Consider the following 14506-nt stretch of genomic DNA (forward strand, 5'->3'; position numbering starts at 1 on the left):
GCGTAAAAGTGGGAGAGTAGGTAGCCGCCGTTTTCGAAGGGAGAACCCTTGAGCAAGTATGCTTGGGGGTTCTCTTTTTTGTTAGAAGGGGAGTTTCTCCGGAGCTAGAGAGAGGCGTAGAGAGAGGATTGTCGAGCGGGGAGGTCCCTTTCGCGTTTTGGAGCCTTCCTGGAGGAGCCTTTAGTCCCCTTTGGCTCGGTTCTTCTCCGTCCAATGTAGGGCTTTAGAGACCTCTCCATTACCCCGACAAGGAGAACTCATGGGCTTTCAAGAATATCTTGTTCATGAAACCCTGATTAAGTGACCTCTCGTAGGACTCGTTCGGGGCTGTCGTTAAGCTTAGGGGACTTTGAGGGTAGTCGCTTTAAGGGGAGGCTTAGCTCGAAGAAGGCGTTGTGACTAAATTGGGAAGAGTAAGCGAATTGCGTTTTTCTCTTATCTTTGTAGTGAAAGAGGGCTATTTAATCGCCCCGTGGGAGTTTTTAAACCACGGACTTGCGATTATTTAGTTCTCTTTTTTTTGTGGTTACCGTAGAAAATGGCAGGTTTCAAACATACCTCTATGATCCCTAAAAAGACGGGAGGCTAACACATTACAGAAACGTGTTAGCCCCCGCGGACGAAGAATAGCGGCATTACCCGGTTAATCCTCACTACAAAAGTAGCAAAACTATTCGGTGTGTGGACCGGACAAGGATGAGGGATGAGGTGAAGGAGGATCTAGGCTAAGGGAGTCTCGGCAAACTTTTCCCTCCATGGCTAACTAAGAGGAGAGCATGTCTAGAGGGGGCATGCCCCCGTCCCTTTCCTAGCTTCGCAGCGACTTCTTCGATTGCTGTCAGCCAATTAGGCGGAGGGAGTAGGCTGAAAACGCCTCTGTGTATTGCGTGGTTTCTCGAAGAATCTTGCCCTCATCCCTTCAGAGTTTTAGCTCTATCCCGAAATGAATTTCACCTTCTTTGATAGAGCCATAGCGTAAGGCGTTTTTAGAGGAAGTTGCAATATATTGTGTTTTACTCTTTCTTTCTCTAATTTTGAAGAAATGTATACCTTTCAATTGTATTTCCCTCGAGGGATGTGAGACGTATTTGCTCGATAGCTTCGCAATCGCCAGTGCAAAAGGGACGATCATCAATAATCAATATTGGAATTGCGCTCGGATATGGGCATAGCTTTCTCGTTTTTGATGGTGGTTTGAGGGATCCGAGAGGCATATGGCGAAAGTCTGTGCTTTTTCGGGATTTTACATTTGTAAATAAGGAACTAGAAACATATAAGAACGAATGAAAAGGATTTTACTGCTATTGTTATTGCTTACTGTATCTTTAGCTGTATACGCACAGAGCAATGTTACGAAGTTTTTGGGTATTCCCGTGGAAGGAACTAAGTCTGCAATGATTCAAAATTTGAAAACTAAAGGCTTTGTGTACAATCAAAGGCTAGATTGCCTAGAAGGAGAGTTTAATGGGGCTGAAGTTCGGATTTTTGTTCATACTCAGAATGGTAAAGTGTGGAGACTTTGTGTAGGTGAGAAGCACTCGTTTGATGAATCTCAGATTAAGACAAGGTACGAGAAGCTCTGCGAGCAATTTGAGCGTAATCCTAAATACCTACCTCTATCAGTAGATACCCTACCGGAGAGTAAAGATCTCTCCTACGAGCTGGTTGTACATAAGAAGAAATATCAAGCTGTTTATATCCAATTACCAATAGACGAAGATTCTCTTAAAAGGGTAGTTTGGGTTACTTTTCTTCGGAGGACAGAAAGGTATTCAGGTGAATACTCAATTGTAATATACTACGAGAATGGATTTAATGAGGCGAATGGAGAAGATTTATAAGGAGGAATAAATAGTATGAAGAAGGTCTCAGTTCTTGCATTGCTGTTGGTACTACTTGTATCATGCTCCTCTAATGAGGACAAAGCAAATAGACTTATCAAGAAAGAGATGAAAAAGACTCTTTTTATCGCTGATAGTTACGAGCCTGTGGAAATGCAATTGGATAGTGCATTTGCCCCTTTTGATAATCCAGAACTTTTCGAGAGAATGTTTGACTTTTTTCAATATTCAGAGGAATTGGAGGAGGTGAAACTTGATATAAAACATGCCAAATCAAGTATGTCCATATGGTCAGAATCATATTCTTCTCTTGGGGAGAGTCAATTTGTGAAGAATGAATATGAAGAAGCCCGGAGAGAGTACGAAAAGTCCGTAGCCAGAGAGAAAACGCTTACGGATATAATGATGAATAAGGCTGCTAAATTGAAAAAGATGTTGGAGAGCCCTTCTGAATTCATCGGCTATAAAGCTGTACATTCCTATCGAGCAAAAAATAATGCAGGACAAGTGCTTTTGGGGAAGAATATCTTCTTCTTTGATCCAGAAATAGAGCATGTACTTGCCCAATACGATATGGAAAGTTCGGAGTATATAGCCTGTCAGCTGGCTTTAGAAGAAGTAAAAAATAGTCGGCAGTAGTTTTCAAGGCATAGAGACTACTTTCCCCTTGGAGGGGTGGGTCGGTATTTGGCGGAATGGCAGTACCTTTGTAGTCAATAAGAGTGCGATTAATACAATAACGAATGTCACTACAATGCGGAATCGTTGGGCTGCCCAACGTCGGTAAGTCTACCCTTTTCAATTGTCTTTCTAATGCCAAGGCACAATCTGCCAACTTTCCATTCTGTACAATAGAGCCCAATGTGGGCGTTATCACGGTGCCCGATGAGCGCCTCAACGCGCTCGCCGAGATCGATCATCCCAAGCGTTTGATCCCAGCCACGGTGGAGATTGTGGATATTGCCGGTCTCGTAAAAGGAGCAAGCAAAGGCGAAGGTCTGGGGAATAAGTTCTTAGGGAATATCCGAGAGACAGATGCTATCCTGCATGTGTTGCGTTGTTTTGACGACGATAATATTACCCATGTAGATGGCTCGATAAATCCTCTAAGAGATAAGGAGATTATCGATACCGAGTTGCAGCTCAAGGATTTGGAGACGGTGGAGAGCCGTTTGGCCAAGCTTGAGAAGCAGGCGAAGACCGGTGGCGATAAGCAAGCAGCACTGGTCGTTTCGGTATTGCAAGCCTACAAAGAGGCACTAGAGAAGGGCTTAAATGCTCGCACTGTGCACTTCGAGAAGAAAGAGGAGCAAGAGGCGGCACACGACCTTTTCCTCCTAACGGCAAAACCTGTGCTCTATGTTTGTAATGTAGACGAAGCCTCTGCTGTAAATGGGAATGCTTATGTAGAGCAGGTGCGTGAGGCTGTCGCCAGTGAGGGTGCCGGTATTCTTATCGTGGCCGCCAAGATCGAAAGCGAGATCGCCGAACTGGAGACCTACGAAGAGAGACAAATGTTTTTGGAAGAAATAGGCTTGGAAGAGAGCGGTGTGAATCGTCTTATCCGAGCTGCTTACGCTCTTCTGAACTTGGAGACTTACTTCACCTCCGGAGCCGACGAAACCCGTGCTTGGACTTTCGTGAAGGGGAGTAAAGCCCCTCAATGTGCAGGCATTATTCACACCGATTTTGAGAAAGGTTTTATCCGAGCCGAGGTGATTAAGTATGACGATTACATTGCCTTGGGGAGTGAAACTGCCGTAAAAGAGGCTGGTAAGATGAGTGTGGAAGGGAAGGAATATGTCGTACAAGATGGTGATATAATGCATTTCCGCTTCAATGTCTGAGGGAAAGGATGTTTATCACCAATTCGGTATAGCTCAGAGCGAAGCCGAGCAGCGAGCTTTGGGTGGGCAGCTCTTTTCTGCCTCCCAAGATCCTTGGCTTCGGGATGTTTACTATCGGGCACGTTCTTTGTGCCACAGATACAATCAATTGCCCCTCACTCCCGAGAATGAGCGGGAGCATGCGGAGATTGCGCAGGAGCTTTTCGCTCACATTGGTAGGGGAAGTCGGCTCATTGCTCCTATTTTTGTGGATTATGGCATTCACATTTCTATTGGAGAGGATACATTTATCAATGCCGATGTAATCTTTTTAGACTCTGCTACCATCACAATTGGCAGTCGAGTACTTGTCGCTCCTCGCGTAGGATTTTACACTCCGCAGCACCCCATAGAACCGGAGGAACGGGCTAAAGGAGGGGAATATGCCTACCCCATTGTGGTAGAAGATGATGTGTGGATCGGGGCGGGAGCTTCCATCCTTTCGGGAGTGACTATCGGTAGAGGAAGTATTGTGGCTGCAGGTAGCGTGGTAGTTCGTAGCGTGCCTCCCCGTACGATTGTTGCAGGATGCCCTGCGCAGATTATTCGGAGAATAGGGGAGGAGTAGCACGATTTTGCATTACCTTTGCAAGCGTTATACTTGTACACAATACTATCTGATGGAAAAAGTTGCACCTACTGCTACCACTCCTCGCGTCTTACTCATATATACGGGAGGCACCATTGGCATGATCGAAGACCCTGCTACGGGGGCACTTCGCGCATTTAACTTTACATATCTACAAGACCATATCCCTGAACTACAGCGACTGGGGTTCGAGATCTCTTCCATTCAATTCGATCCCCCCATTGATTCTGCTGCGATTACGGTGGATCTGTGGATTCGCCTTGCTCATACTATCGGGGAGAATTACGATAAGTACGATGGATTTGTGGTGCTACACGGCACTGATACCATGGCGTATACCGCTTCGGCGTTGAGTTTTTTGCTTAGAGGAATTGCCAAACCGGTGGTATTTACCGGAAGTCAGTTACCTGTGGGGCGTCTGCGTACCGATGGTAAGGAAAATTTAATAACAGCCTTGCAAATTGCTGCAGAACGTCAGGCTGATGGGCGAGCCATGGTACCTGAAGTGTGCATTTTCTTTGACAAATATCTCCTCAGAGCCAATCGAACAATCAAATGTAGTGCCGATCAGTTTGAGGCTTTTGCTAGTAACAATTATCCCCATTTGGCGTACGCAGGTATTCATATTCGCTATAACGAAAAGCATATCTATCGCACACCCGAGGGTGAAAAGGCTGATTTAGAGGTTTCTACTCGTATTGATCCCCATGTGTGCGTGCTCAAGATATTCCCCGGCATTACTCCGGAAGTGGTGCAGGCTGTGCTCTCCATCCCTACGTTGCGAGGCGTAGTGCTTGAGACCTATGGTAGCGGTAATGCCCCCACAGACGACTGGTTTATTGAGGCATTGGCTGATGCAGTAAAGCGAGGGATTGTGATTGTAAACGTTACGCAATGCGAATCCGGAAAGGTGGAAATGGGGCGCTATGATACGGGGATTCGTCTTGGGCAAGTAGGGGTTGTTTCGGGTTTTGATATGACCACGGAGAGTGCCATTACAAAGTTGATGTACCTCCTAGGTAAGGGGCTTTCTCCTCAAGAGGTGGGGGTAGAGATGCAGCTATCGATCTGTGGAGAACTCACCCAAAACTGAAACTGACTCTAGGGATTCTTGCAGATGGTGCAGTTTATGTGTCTTGCCAGTGGTAGCAGTGGCAACTGTTACTATCTCTCCTCAGGGGAGGGAGGCTTGCTCATAGATGCCGGTATTCCGACCCGTACCATCGCTCGGGCGTTGGCCTTTCAGGGGATCCCTATAGAGGGGCATATCATGGGGGTTTTGGTCACCCACGAGCATGCCGATCATATTAAAGGGCTTAGTGCCTTGGCCTTGCAGTATCATCTCCCTGTTTATACGACGGGGACGATTCAGCAGGCAATAGATTCCCTTCGTTACTACAAAAAGATGGAGGGATTGCCTCGTCCGACTGTGGAGGTAGGCGAGGCTTTTTGCTTGGCAGGATTTGAAATAGTACCTTTTAATGTGCCGCACGATAGTACAGAAAATGTGGGCTATTACTTCCGGCGAGGCGATTTCTCCCTCACGCTGGCTACCGATGTGGGGCATGTTACTGCAGAAGTACATCGTTATGCGGCATTGGCTCGGCACCTGATTCTTGAGGCGAACTATGACCCCGAAATGCTCTGGAAAGGGCGTTACCCTCAATACCTCAAAGAGCGTGTAGCCGGAGGGAGCGGACACCTTAGTAATATAGAAAGTGCGGAGTTTTTGTGCGACATTTACCATCCTGAGCTAGAGCGTGTTTGGCTTTGTCATTTGAGTCGGGAGAACAATCATCCCGAGCTTTGTCGTAAGACTTTTGAGGACGTTTTGTTCCGCCGTGGAATCATCCCTCTTTCCCATTTCGTTTTGGAGCCACTTAAACGCTCTACCCCGAGTGCTCTATACACTCTTGCCGATTAAGGCAAAATGGGCTTCTCTTTCATCCTTTTCTTCTGTCTTTTGAGAGATTTTTCACATCTCTATGTGCTGAGATTGATGGCGCAATAGTATCTATTTGGTGTTTTATTTGCACTTTTTATGTCTCAGTGTTTCCTTTCTCCCCTTCGAGTGCGCTTTGTGGTTGTTGAGACTCCTCTTGGTGCGTTGTCGAAAAACGATTCGGGGGTGATTTTCTCCTATTCCTGAGTTGCTTTGTGTGGATAATATGCCTATCTTTGTCGGCAGAAACTTCATTATTATTTTGTTTGCTATGAAGACAAATGAGATTCTCGCCCAATTGGAGGCTAAGCACCCGGGCGAAAAAGAATTCCTCCAAGCAGTTAAAGAGGTTCTCCTCTCTATCGAGGATGTGTACAATCAACATCCCGAATTCGAAAAGTATGGCATCATCGAACGTATCGTTGAGCCAGACCGTATTTTCACGTTCCGTGTGCCCTGGACAGACGACGCCGGTAAGGTACATGTAAATATCGGTTACCGCGTACAATTCAACAACGCAATTGGCCCGTACAAGGGTGGTCTCCGTTTCCATCACACCGTGAACCTCTCAATCTTGAAGTTCCTCGGTTTTGAGCAGACATTCAAAAACGCTCTTACTACACTTCCTATGGGTGGTGGTAAGGGAGGTTCTGACTTCTCTCCTAAGGGTCGTACCGACGCTGAAATCATGCGTTTCTGCCAAAGCTTCATGACCGAATTGTGGCGCAACATTGGCCCCGATACCGACATCCCCGCTGGTGACATCGGTGTAGGTGGTCGCGAAGTTGGTTACATGTTTGGTATGTACAAGAAACTCGCTCGTGAGCACACAGGTACGATGACCGGTAAGGGCTTCGAATTCGGTGGTTCACGTCTTCGTCCCGAGTCTACAGGCTTTGGTGCTGTTTACTTTGTACAAAACATGTGTAAGGAAAATGGTATCGACTATAAGGGCAAGACACTTGCTATCTCCGGATTCGGTAACGTATCTTGGGGTGTAGCTCGTAAGGCTACTGAGCTTGGTATCAAGGTTGTTACTATCTCTGGTCCTGACGGTTATGTTTACGACCCCGATGGTATCAATACAGAAGAAAAGTTCCAATGCATGCTCGACCTTCGTGCTAGCGGTAACGACGTTGTTGCTGACTACGTTAAGAAGTTCCCCAATGCACAGTTCTTCGCTGGCAAGAAGCCTTGGATCCAAAAGGTAGACTTCGCAATGCCTTGTGCTACACAAAACGAAATGAACGAAGAAGATGCAAAGGCACTCGTTGCTAACGGCGTAACGCTCGTTGCTGAAACTTCTAACATGGGTTGTACCGCAGAAGCTAGTGAATACTATGTTGCTAAGAAGGTAATCTTCGCTCCTGGTAAGGCTGTAAATGCCGGTGGTGTATCTTGTTCTGGTCTCGAAATGACTCAGAACGCAGCTCACCTCTCTTGGAGCAACGAAGAAGTTGATAAGTGGCTCCACCAGATCATGCAAGACATCCACACACAATGTGTTGAGTATGGTCGCGAAGGTAACTACATCAACTACGTTAAGGGCGCAAACATTGCCGGCTTCATGAAGGTGGCTAAGGCAATGGTTGGTCAAGGCATTTGCTGATAAATAGACCTGCCTACATACTATTTGCACTAGAAGAGACTAGTCGCTCTTAGCGTGCAGATGTAAAAGAATAGCTTCCCTCTCGTCTCCTCTTATTCTCTCTCAGTGAGAGTACGTATAAGAGGAAGATGAGGGGGGAGTCCTTTTTATTATAGATTGCTTTTTCTTCTTTTCTCCTTATGACTGAACTAGATCCCTACCAGATTATTGCTCATTATTATCACCCCGGAACGACGGCGTATCACATTCTGGTGGAGCATAGTGAATGCGTTGCTCGCCTAGCTCTGGCGTTGGCAGATCGTTATTCGGATGCAAGTATTGATCGGGAGTTGCTTTATCAAGCGGCGATGTTGCATGATATCGGCATCATTTATACAGATGCAACGACTATCTCTTGCTATGGGAGAGAGCCTTACATCCGCCATGGCTATTTGGGAGCGAGTCTGTTGAGAAGAGATTGGGGGTTAGAAACGCATGCCCGAGTGTGTGAGCGTCATACGGGCTCCGGAGTAAGCGAAGAGGAGCGTACTGCCCTCCGTTTGCCTTTGCCTGTCGGGCGAAGTTACCTCCCTGAGACCCTAGAGGAGAAGTTGGTTTGCTATGCAGATTGCTTTTACTCAAAGACGCACCTCGATCGCCGGAAGAGCTACAAAGAGGTGCGTACAAAGATGGAGGCTTTTTGGCAAAAAAGAGCGCCCCGACTTGCGGCCGGGGCTATTGCACGCCTTGAGGCTATGCATCAGATGTTTGGAGATCCCGCCTAATCACTATCGGGGGAGACGAGCATACCACTTGAGTAATGCTACTATGGTACGATGTTTTAGGCTTTGGGTGGGGGAGGCGCCAAGGTCCTCTTTGATTTTATCTACTAAGAGGTAGTCGTAGTCCATAGGCAATTTCCTTTCTTATAGAGCTTGTAATCTGTATCCTAAGTCCTCTCTCCAAGTCTTTTAGCGAGGGAGGGCCTTTTAGTTCTAAAACGAGAAGGGACTCCTGTTTATTGTCCCTTCTTTTTTGCTTCTTAGTCTAAAGAGAGGGGACCTTCAAAAATAAAAATTATGCTCTTGAGGGGCAAAAGTACGTGTGGATAGAAAAATCTTCGTATTTTTGTCGGGCAAGCAACAGAGTATCGCAATTAGTAATACGATTATAGTATGGAAGTAAAGAAATCGCCAAAGGCAAACTTGGAGAAAGGGAAGAGCCTTTCTTTCTTGATGGGTTTGGTATTAGCCCTCTCCGTGGTGTTCGTCGCTCTTGAGTGGCACTCTTTAGATGCTATGGGCGATGACAGTACCGATAAGGTCGATATTGCCGACATGGAGGATGTTATGTTCATCCCTGACCAACAGCAGCAGCCTGAGACTCCGCCCGAAGAAACACCGGTAGAAACCGTTGAGGTTGCCCTACCGGAAGAGTTTAAGGTTGTGGATAATAGTAAGGAGGTAGCTAAGATTGCCCTCGTATCCGTGGACGAAAAGAAGCCCCTTCCCCCCGCACCCGTTATTACGCAAGCTCCCCCTCAGGAAGTGGAGCAGGAAGAGCAAATCTTCGAATTCGTAGAAAGTAACCCTGTGCCTCCCGGTGGTAGCCAAGAAGCTCTCCTCAAGTGGATTGCTCGCACCCTTCAATATCCAGAAATTGCCGCAGAGAACGGCGTACAGGGTAAGGTGATTGTCCAATTCGTTGTAGAGAAAGATGGTTCGATCTCAAAGGCCACTGTAGTACGTGGGGTAGACGCATCTCTCGATAAGGAAGCCCTCCGAGTTATCAACAAAATGGATAAGTGGCAACCCGGTAAGCAGGGGGGTAAGCCCGTACGTGTGAAGTATACGCTTCCTATCCAGTTCAAGCTCCAGTAATTTGAGTGTAGAAGAGAGGTCGGATAACTTGTTGCCGATTGTTGTGTCACAGCGAAGCCCCCTCTCTTAGAAATTTAGTCACATAGTTGTCCCCCGCAAGTTTCCCGTGATAGGGGAGTTTGCAGGGGACTTTTTTTTGTTCCACCCCAATATGACCACAATTCAAGACAACCTTAGTTATATAGAGACCGAGCTACAGGCTTTGGTCGCAGACTGCTGCACACAAATCTCGGAGCCTCTCTATGCTCCCATGGCTTATGCTTTTGAGGGAGGAGGTAAGCGAGTGCGCCCTCTTCTTGTGCTGATGGTGGCAGATATGTATGGCAAAGATCGTGCAGATTTCATCAAGGCTGCATTGGCTCTTGAGATCTATCATAACTTCACACTTTTGCACGATGATGTGATGGATCACTCAGAGATGCGTCGCAATCGACCCTCCGTGCCTGCTCAATTTGGTATCGCTCAAGCTATCCTAACGGGGGATGCCATGCTCTCTCTTGCCTACAAGCTCATCCAAGAGTATCCTCTTGCTCTCCAGCCCTCGATTATGGGAGTATTCAATCGCATGTCGCAGGGTATAATGGTGGGGCAGCAAATGGATATGGACTTTGAGACGCGTTCGGATGTAACACTTGCGGAGTATGAGTGTATGATCCGTAAGAAAACAGCCGTATTGCTCTCGGCAGCTCTAGAGATTGGAGCCTATATAGCCGATACGGGTATGCGTGATCGTTCCTATTTGATTCGTGCCGGTATCAATGCCGGTATGGCGTTCCAACTAAGAGACGATTACCTCGATGTGTATGGAGACGAAGCGACATTTGGTAAGCCGATAGGAGGAGATATTGCCGAGAATAAGCAGACTTGGATGCTGATAAAGGCACAAGAAATCGCTCGTGAGAGGGGTGAGTGGGAGCAAGTGAAGGTGGCTCTTGCCATCCCCAAAGAGCAGCGAGAGGAGAAATACCGAGCTGTGCGAGCTTTCTATGATGCGTATGGGATTCCCGAACTTATCCGAAAGGAGATTCAGGAGCAGACCGATTGGGCTTTGGATCTCTTGTCAAGAATGAGTAATTCCTATCCGGAGGCTTCGCAGCGTTTGGTCGATCTTATTCAGAAGATGGCGATGCGCGATCTATGATTGATTCGCATACTCATATCTTTGAGCCGGAGTTTGACGAAGATCGTCGGGAGGTGTTGGAGCGTGCCTGTAGGGCAGGAGTGGAGCATCTTATTCTCCCCAACATTGATGTAGAGTCTCTGCCACGCCTCCTTCAAACCCACGAGGATTTCCCCCTCAATACCTCTATTGCCATTGGGTTGCACCCTACTTCTGTGAGGCAGGACTTCTCTTCCCAGTTGGAGGTGATACACGAAGCTGTACGCAACTATCGCTCGAAGGTGGTGGCTATTGGGGAAGTTGGGCTCGATTTCTACTGGGATCGGAGTTTCATTCGAGAGCAGGAAGAGGCGCTTCGTACCCAAGTGGAATGGGCCATTGAGGAGGATCTCCCTCTTATTTTGCACACACGGAGTGCCCACCGAGAGATGCTGGATTTATTGGCAGCCTACCGAGGGGAGGCTCGTCTCCGAGGGGTCTTCCATAGTTTTACGGGGAGTGAGGAGGAGCTGGAGGAACTGATTGCTTTTTCTCCCTCCTTTATGATCGGGATCAATGGTGTAGTCACCTTCAAGAAGTCCACGCTGCGAGAGTATATCGCTCGCATTCCACTTGATCGGCTCCTTTTGGAGACCGATGCTCCCTATCTCGCTCCGGTGCCTCATCGGGGTAAACGCAACGAGCCCTCTTTCCTTCCGAATGTCCTCGCAGAAGTGGCACGTGCTTTTGGATTATTTCCTGCCCAGTTAGAGGAGGCAATTTCAGCTAATTCTCGCCAACTTTTTGCCCTAGAAAAAATCTAAAATCACCCAATTCTCCTTTTTTTTATTGGTGAGTTTTCCGGAAAGATATCATAAGTTGTTCTCTCTTAGAGGCTTTCTTGATTGTGGAAAACCCGCTATGCAAAAGATCATTTTATCCACTTGAAATAGTTACTTTTGCCTTTGCAAGGTTTAAGATAAAAGTGTTTCTCTTCTTGATTCTTAGTGAGTTGACTATTATTGGTTGCGCTAGGGCTCGGACCTTGTCAAGAGGATGGTGAGAAGTCTCGCCAGAGAGAAAGGGAGGAGAGCTCCTTGCATTAAAATCGCCCAGTATAGGATGTGCAAGCAATCAGCACAAGGGATATTAGAAATAAGAAAACTAAACTCGAAGCGTTATGGAACAGGAAGAACTCTACATATTAAAGCGTGACGGCAGTCGTCAGTTGTTTGAAGCAGAAAAGATTCGATCGGCGATCTACAAGGCTTATCGGGCAGGTGGAGTTCGTCCCGATCCTTCGAGTGTAGACGTAATTGTAGCGCGTATAGAGAGCGTGGCACGTGCTCACAAAGATGGTGCTCTAGCCGTGGAAGATATACAAGATATGGTGGAACAGGCTCTTATGGCAGCCGACCCCTTTATTGCCAAGAAGTATATTATCTATCGTGAGTGGCGTACCGTGGAGCGCGATAAGCGTACGCGCTTGAAGCATACTATGGATGGTATTGTCAAGATCGAGAAGAATGATACCAACTTGAGCAATGCCAATATGAGTGCATATACTCCCTCTGGGCAGATGATGACTTTTGCCTCCGAGGTGACTAAAGACTATGCACGCAAATATCTTGTTTCCAACATCTACTCTCGCGCTCATGAGGTTGGCGATATTCATATCCACGACCTTGACTATTATCCTACCAAGACAACAACTTGCGTACAGTACGACCTCGAGGATCTCTACGAGCGTGGTTTCTTTACCAAGAACGGCAGTGTTCGTACTCCACAGAGCATACAGAGCTACGCCACATTGGCTACGATTGTATTCCAAACCAATCAAAATGAGCAACATGGAGGGCAGGCCATCCCGGCTTTCGACTTCTTTATGGCTCCGGGGGTACGCAAAACTTTTATCAAACGCCTTGTGGCTACTTTCGCTCTCTCCATCCGTCTCAAGTCGGGAGATGAGACTACCGAGGTAGACGAGAAGGCTATTGCCGATCGTATCCGTGAGATTCATCCGCGTCTCTCTGACGATAAGGTCGAGGCAGAACGCCTCTATGAGGGATTAAAAGACTTGATCCCAGGGGTTGACCTTCCCTTTGTGGAAGTGGCTCTTGCTGAGTCGTATCGGCAAACACGCAAGGATACGCATCAAGCCATGGAAGGCTTTATCCATAACCTAAATACGATGCACTCTCGTGGAGGTAATCAGGTGGTTTTCAGCTCGATTAACTACGGTACCGATACGAGTGATGAGGGGCGTATGGTAATCCATGAGTTGCTCCAGGCAACGATGGAGGGTCTAGGACATGGCGAAGTACCTATCTTCCCGATCCAAATCTTTAAGGTAAAGGATGGTATTAACTACTCAGATGAGGATTTTGAGAAGGCGAGTGCCGATTTCGATGCTGCTCTAGCCGGTAAAATTCAATTCGCTACGCCCAACTTCGACCTTCTCTTAGAGAGTTGCTATACCACGGCAAAAGCTCTTTTCCCCAACTTCGTTTTCCTCGATACACCCTTCAATAAGAATGACCTCTGGAAGGCCGACGACCCCAAACGCTACCTCTATGAACTTGCGACCATGGGGTGCCGTACCCGTGTGTTTGAGAATGTTCGCGGAGTAAAAAGCTCCGTAGGCCGAGGTAACCTCTCGTTCACCTCGATCAATATGCCTCGTCTTGCCATCGAAGCGCGTCGCGAAGCCGAAGAGCGCTATCCGGATGGAGATAAGAAAACGGTACGCAGAGAAGCTCGTCGTCGCTTCCTAGATAGAGTGCGCGACATGTCCGAATTGGTGGCCGATCAGCTTTATGAGCGTTACTCTTACCAGCGTACCGCCTTGGCACGTCAGTTCCCCTTTATGATGGGTAATGATGTGTGGAAGGGTGGAAAAACGCTCGAAAGCAACGATGAAGTAGGGGATGTAATCGCAACAGGCACCTTGGGGATTGGCTTTATCGGAGGCCACAATGCGATGGTTGCTATCTATGGAGAGGGGCATGCACACAATCAGGAGGCATGGCAAACTCTGTATGATGCTATAGAAGTGATGAACGATGTCGTCAGAGAGTACAAGCGTAAATATGAGCTTAACTACTCTGTACTGGCAACACCGGCCGAGGGGCTTTCCGGACGATTTACGCGCCTCGACCGTAAACGCTATGGCATTATTCCGGGAGTGAATGACCTAGATTACTATGTCAATTCGTTCCATGTAGATGTGCGCGAAGAGGTTACGATTGCAGAGAAAATCCACCTCGAAGCTCCTTTCCATGCTATCACCGGAGGCGGTCATATTACCTATGTAGAGCTGGATGGGGAGGCAAAGAAGAATCCTGCTGTCCTCCTGAAAATTGTCAAGCTAATGCACGATGAGGGTATAGGCTACGGCTCTATCAATCACCCCGTGGATACTTGCCGCCGCTGTGGATATAAGGGTGTCATTTTTGATAAGTGCCCCGTCTGCAGTAGCGATCAAATCGCTCGTCTCCGCCGCATCACAGGGTACCTGACCGGTAGCTTGGAGTGCTGGAATAGTGCTAAACAAGCTGAGGAGCACGACCGCGTGAAGCATTGTTAAGAATTGCGCCGCCTCGCTCCAATTGATCTCCGCGCTACCTTCGCTCTAGCCTCTCACCCCTTGGAGGGAACAGCTATGGCCGAGGTAGCGCTCTT

General features: G+C 47.5%; 13 protein-coding genes. 12 read left to right on the forward strand and 1 reads right to left on the reverse strand.

Annotated elements, in window-relative coordinates:
* Positions 1-1283 precede the first annotated feature (1283 nt).
* The 8 genes from ACTTHR_RS05465 (at position 1284) to ACTTHR_RS05500 (ending at position 8631) form a co-directional block, all read left to right on the forward strand.
* On the forward strand, positions 1284-1841 hold the full coding sequence (locus ACTTHR_RS05465) for a hypothetical protein (protein ID WP_442605471.1): 558 nt from the start codon (positions 1284-1286) through the stop codon (positions 1839-1841).
* A gap of 15 nt (positions 1842-1856) precedes the next feature.
* Positions 1857-2480 (forward strand): hypothetical protein, encoded by a 624-nt coding sequence (locus ACTTHR_RS05470; protein ID WP_442605472.1) that lies wholly within the window; start codon positions 1857-1859, stop codon positions 2478-2480.
* Positions 2481-2584: 104 nt separating this feature from the next.
* The gene (gene ychF / locus ACTTHR_RS05475) at positions 2585-3688 is read left to right on the forward strand and encodes a redox-regulated ATPase YchF (RefSeq protein ID WP_442605473.1); all 1104 of its coding nucleotides are present in this window, start codon (positions 2585-2587) and stop codon (positions 3686-3688) included.
* Positions 3681-4295: a sugar O-acetyltransferase gene (locus ACTTHR_RS05480; RefSeq protein WP_442605474.1), complete on the forward strand. Its 615-nt coding sequence runs from the start codon at positions 3681-3683 to the stop codon at positions 4293-4295. Before ychF ends, ACTTHR_RS05480 begins: the two co-directional genes overlap by 8 nt.
* A gap of 52 nt (positions 4296-4347) precedes the next feature.
* Positions 4348-5409: an asparaginase gene (locus ACTTHR_RS05485; protein WP_083797814.1), complete on the forward strand. Its 1062-nt coding sequence runs from the start codon at positions 4348-4350 to the stop codon at positions 5407-5409.
* A gap of 24 nt (positions 5410-5433) precedes the next feature.
* Entirely contained in the window at positions 5434-6240 is an 807-nt protein-coding gene (locus ACTTHR_RS05490; RefSeq protein WP_442605475.1) for an MBL fold metallo-hydrolase, read from the forward strand.
* 289 nt (positions 6241-6529) lie between these two features.
* Positions 6530-7867, forward strand: coding sequence for an NADP-specific glutamate dehydrogenase (gene gdhA, locus ACTTHR_RS05495; RefSeq protein ID WP_314942820.1), 1338 nt, complete (start codon positions 6530-6532; stop codon positions 7865-7867).
* Between the two features lie 179 nt (positions 7868-8046).
* Positions 8047-8631 carry an HD domain-containing protein gene (locus ACTTHR_RS05500; RefSeq protein WP_442605476.1) on the forward strand — a complete coding sequence of 195 codons (585 nt, stop codon included), beginning with the start codon at positions 8047-8049 and terminating at the stop codon, positions 8629-8631.
* Positions 8632-8634: 3 nt separating this feature from the next.
* Here the strand turns inward: ACTTHR_RS05500 and ACTTHR_RS05505 are convergent, their stop codons facing one another.
* Positions 8635-8757: a hypothetical protein gene (locus tag ACTTHR_RS05505; RefSeq protein WP_004332523.1), complete on the reverse strand. Its 123-nt coding sequence runs from the start codon at positions 8755-8757 to the stop codon at positions 8635-8637.
* 264 nt (positions 8758-9021) lie between these two features.
* Here ACTTHR_RS05505 and ACTTHR_RS05510 point away from each other — a divergent pair, with 264 nt between their 5' ends.
* The 4 genes from ACTTHR_RS05510 (at position 9022) to ACTTHR_RS05525 (ending at position 14411) form a co-directional block, all read left to right on the forward strand.
* Positions 9022-9726 carry an energy transducer TonB gene (locus ACTTHR_RS05510; RefSeq protein WP_442605477.1) on the forward strand — a complete coding sequence of 235 codons (705 nt, stop codon included), beginning with the start codon at positions 9022-9024 and terminating at the stop codon, positions 9724-9726.
* A gap of 151 nt (positions 9727-9877) precedes the next feature.
* A complete protein-coding gene (locus ACTTHR_RS05515; protein WP_442605478.1) occupies positions 9878-10867 on the forward strand; it encodes a polyprenyl synthetase family protein in 990 nt (329 codons plus the stop codon).
* Positions 10864-11649, forward strand: a complete 786-nt coding sequence (locus ACTTHR_RS05520) for a TatD family hydrolase (RefSeq protein ID WP_442605479.1) — start codon at positions 10864-10866, stop codon at positions 11647-11649. The genes ACTTHR_RS05515 and ACTTHR_RS05520 overlap by 4 nt, the downstream gene beginning before the upstream one ends.
* A 356-nt stretch (positions 11650-12005) precedes the next feature.
* Positions 12006-14411, forward strand: a complete 2406-nt coding sequence (locus tag ACTTHR_RS05525) for an anaerobic ribonucleoside triphosphate reductase (protein ID WP_314941140.1) — start codon at positions 12006-12008, stop codon at positions 14409-14411.
* Positions 14412-14506: the final 95 nt, after the last annotated feature.

The organism is Porphyromonas endodontalis, assembly GCF_052173515.1.
Classification (GTDB): Bacteria; Bacteroidota; Bacteroidia; order Bacteroidales; family Porphyromonadaceae; genus Porphyromonas; species Porphyromonas endodontalis_A.

What these genes read in the sequence shown, in the direction of transcription:
- ACTTHR_RS05515 (WP_442605478.1), top strand. Translation starts at nt 9,878, where the DNA reads ATGACCACAATTCAAGACAACCTTAGTTATATAGAGACCGAGCTACAG.
- ACTTHR_RS05520 (WP_442605479.1), top strand. Translation starts at nt 10,864, where the DNA reads ATGATTGATTCGCATACTCATATCTTTGAGCCGGAGTTTGACGAAGAT.
- ACTTHR_RS05490 (WP_442605475.1), top strand. Translation starts at nt 5,434, where the DNA reads ATGGTGCAGTTTATGTGTCTTGCCAGTGGTAGCAGTGGCAACTGTTAC.
- ACTTHR_RS05510 (WP_442605477.1), top strand. Translation starts at nt 9,022, where the DNA reads ATGGAAGTAAAGAAATCGCCAAAGGCAAACTTGGAGAAAGGGAAGAGC.
- ACTTHR_RS05485 (WP_083797814.1), top strand. Translation starts at nt 4,348, where the DNA reads ATGGAAAAAGTTGCACCTACTGCTACCACTCCTCGCGTCTTACTCATA.
- ychF (WP_442605473.1), top strand. Translation starts at nt 2,585, where the DNA reads ATGTCACTACAATGCGGAATCGTTGGGCTGCCCAACGTCGGTAAGTCT.
- ACTTHR_RS05505 (WP_004332523.1), bottom strand. Translation starts at nt 8,757, where the DNA reads ATGGACTACGACTACCTCTTAGTAGATAAAATCAAAGAGGACCTTGGC.
- ACTTHR_RS05465 (WP_442605471.1), top strand. Translation starts at nt 1,284, where the DNA reads ATGAAAAGGATTTTACTGCTATTGTTATTGCTTACTGTATCTTTAGCT.
- ACTTHR_RS05525 (WP_314941140.1), top strand. Translation starts at nt 12,006, where the DNA reads ATGGAACAGGAAGAACTCTACATATTAAAGCGTGACGGCAGTCGTCAG.
- ACTTHR_RS05500 (WP_442605476.1), top strand. Translation starts at nt 8,047, where the DNA reads ATGACTGAACTAGATCCCTACCAGATTATTGCTCATTATTATCACCCC.
- ACTTHR_RS05470 (WP_442605472.1), top strand. Translation starts at nt 1,857, where the DNA reads ATGAAGAAGGTCTCAGTTCTTGCATTGCTGTTGGTACTACTTGTATCA.
- ACTTHR_RS05480 (WP_442605474.1), top strand. Translation starts at nt 3,681, where the DNA reads ATGTCTGAGGGAAAGGATGTTTATCACCAATTCGGTATAGCTCAGAGC.
- gdhA (WP_314942820.1), top strand. Translation starts at nt 6,530, where the DNA reads ATGAAGACAAATGAGATTCTCGCCCAATTGGAGGCTAAGCACCCGGGC.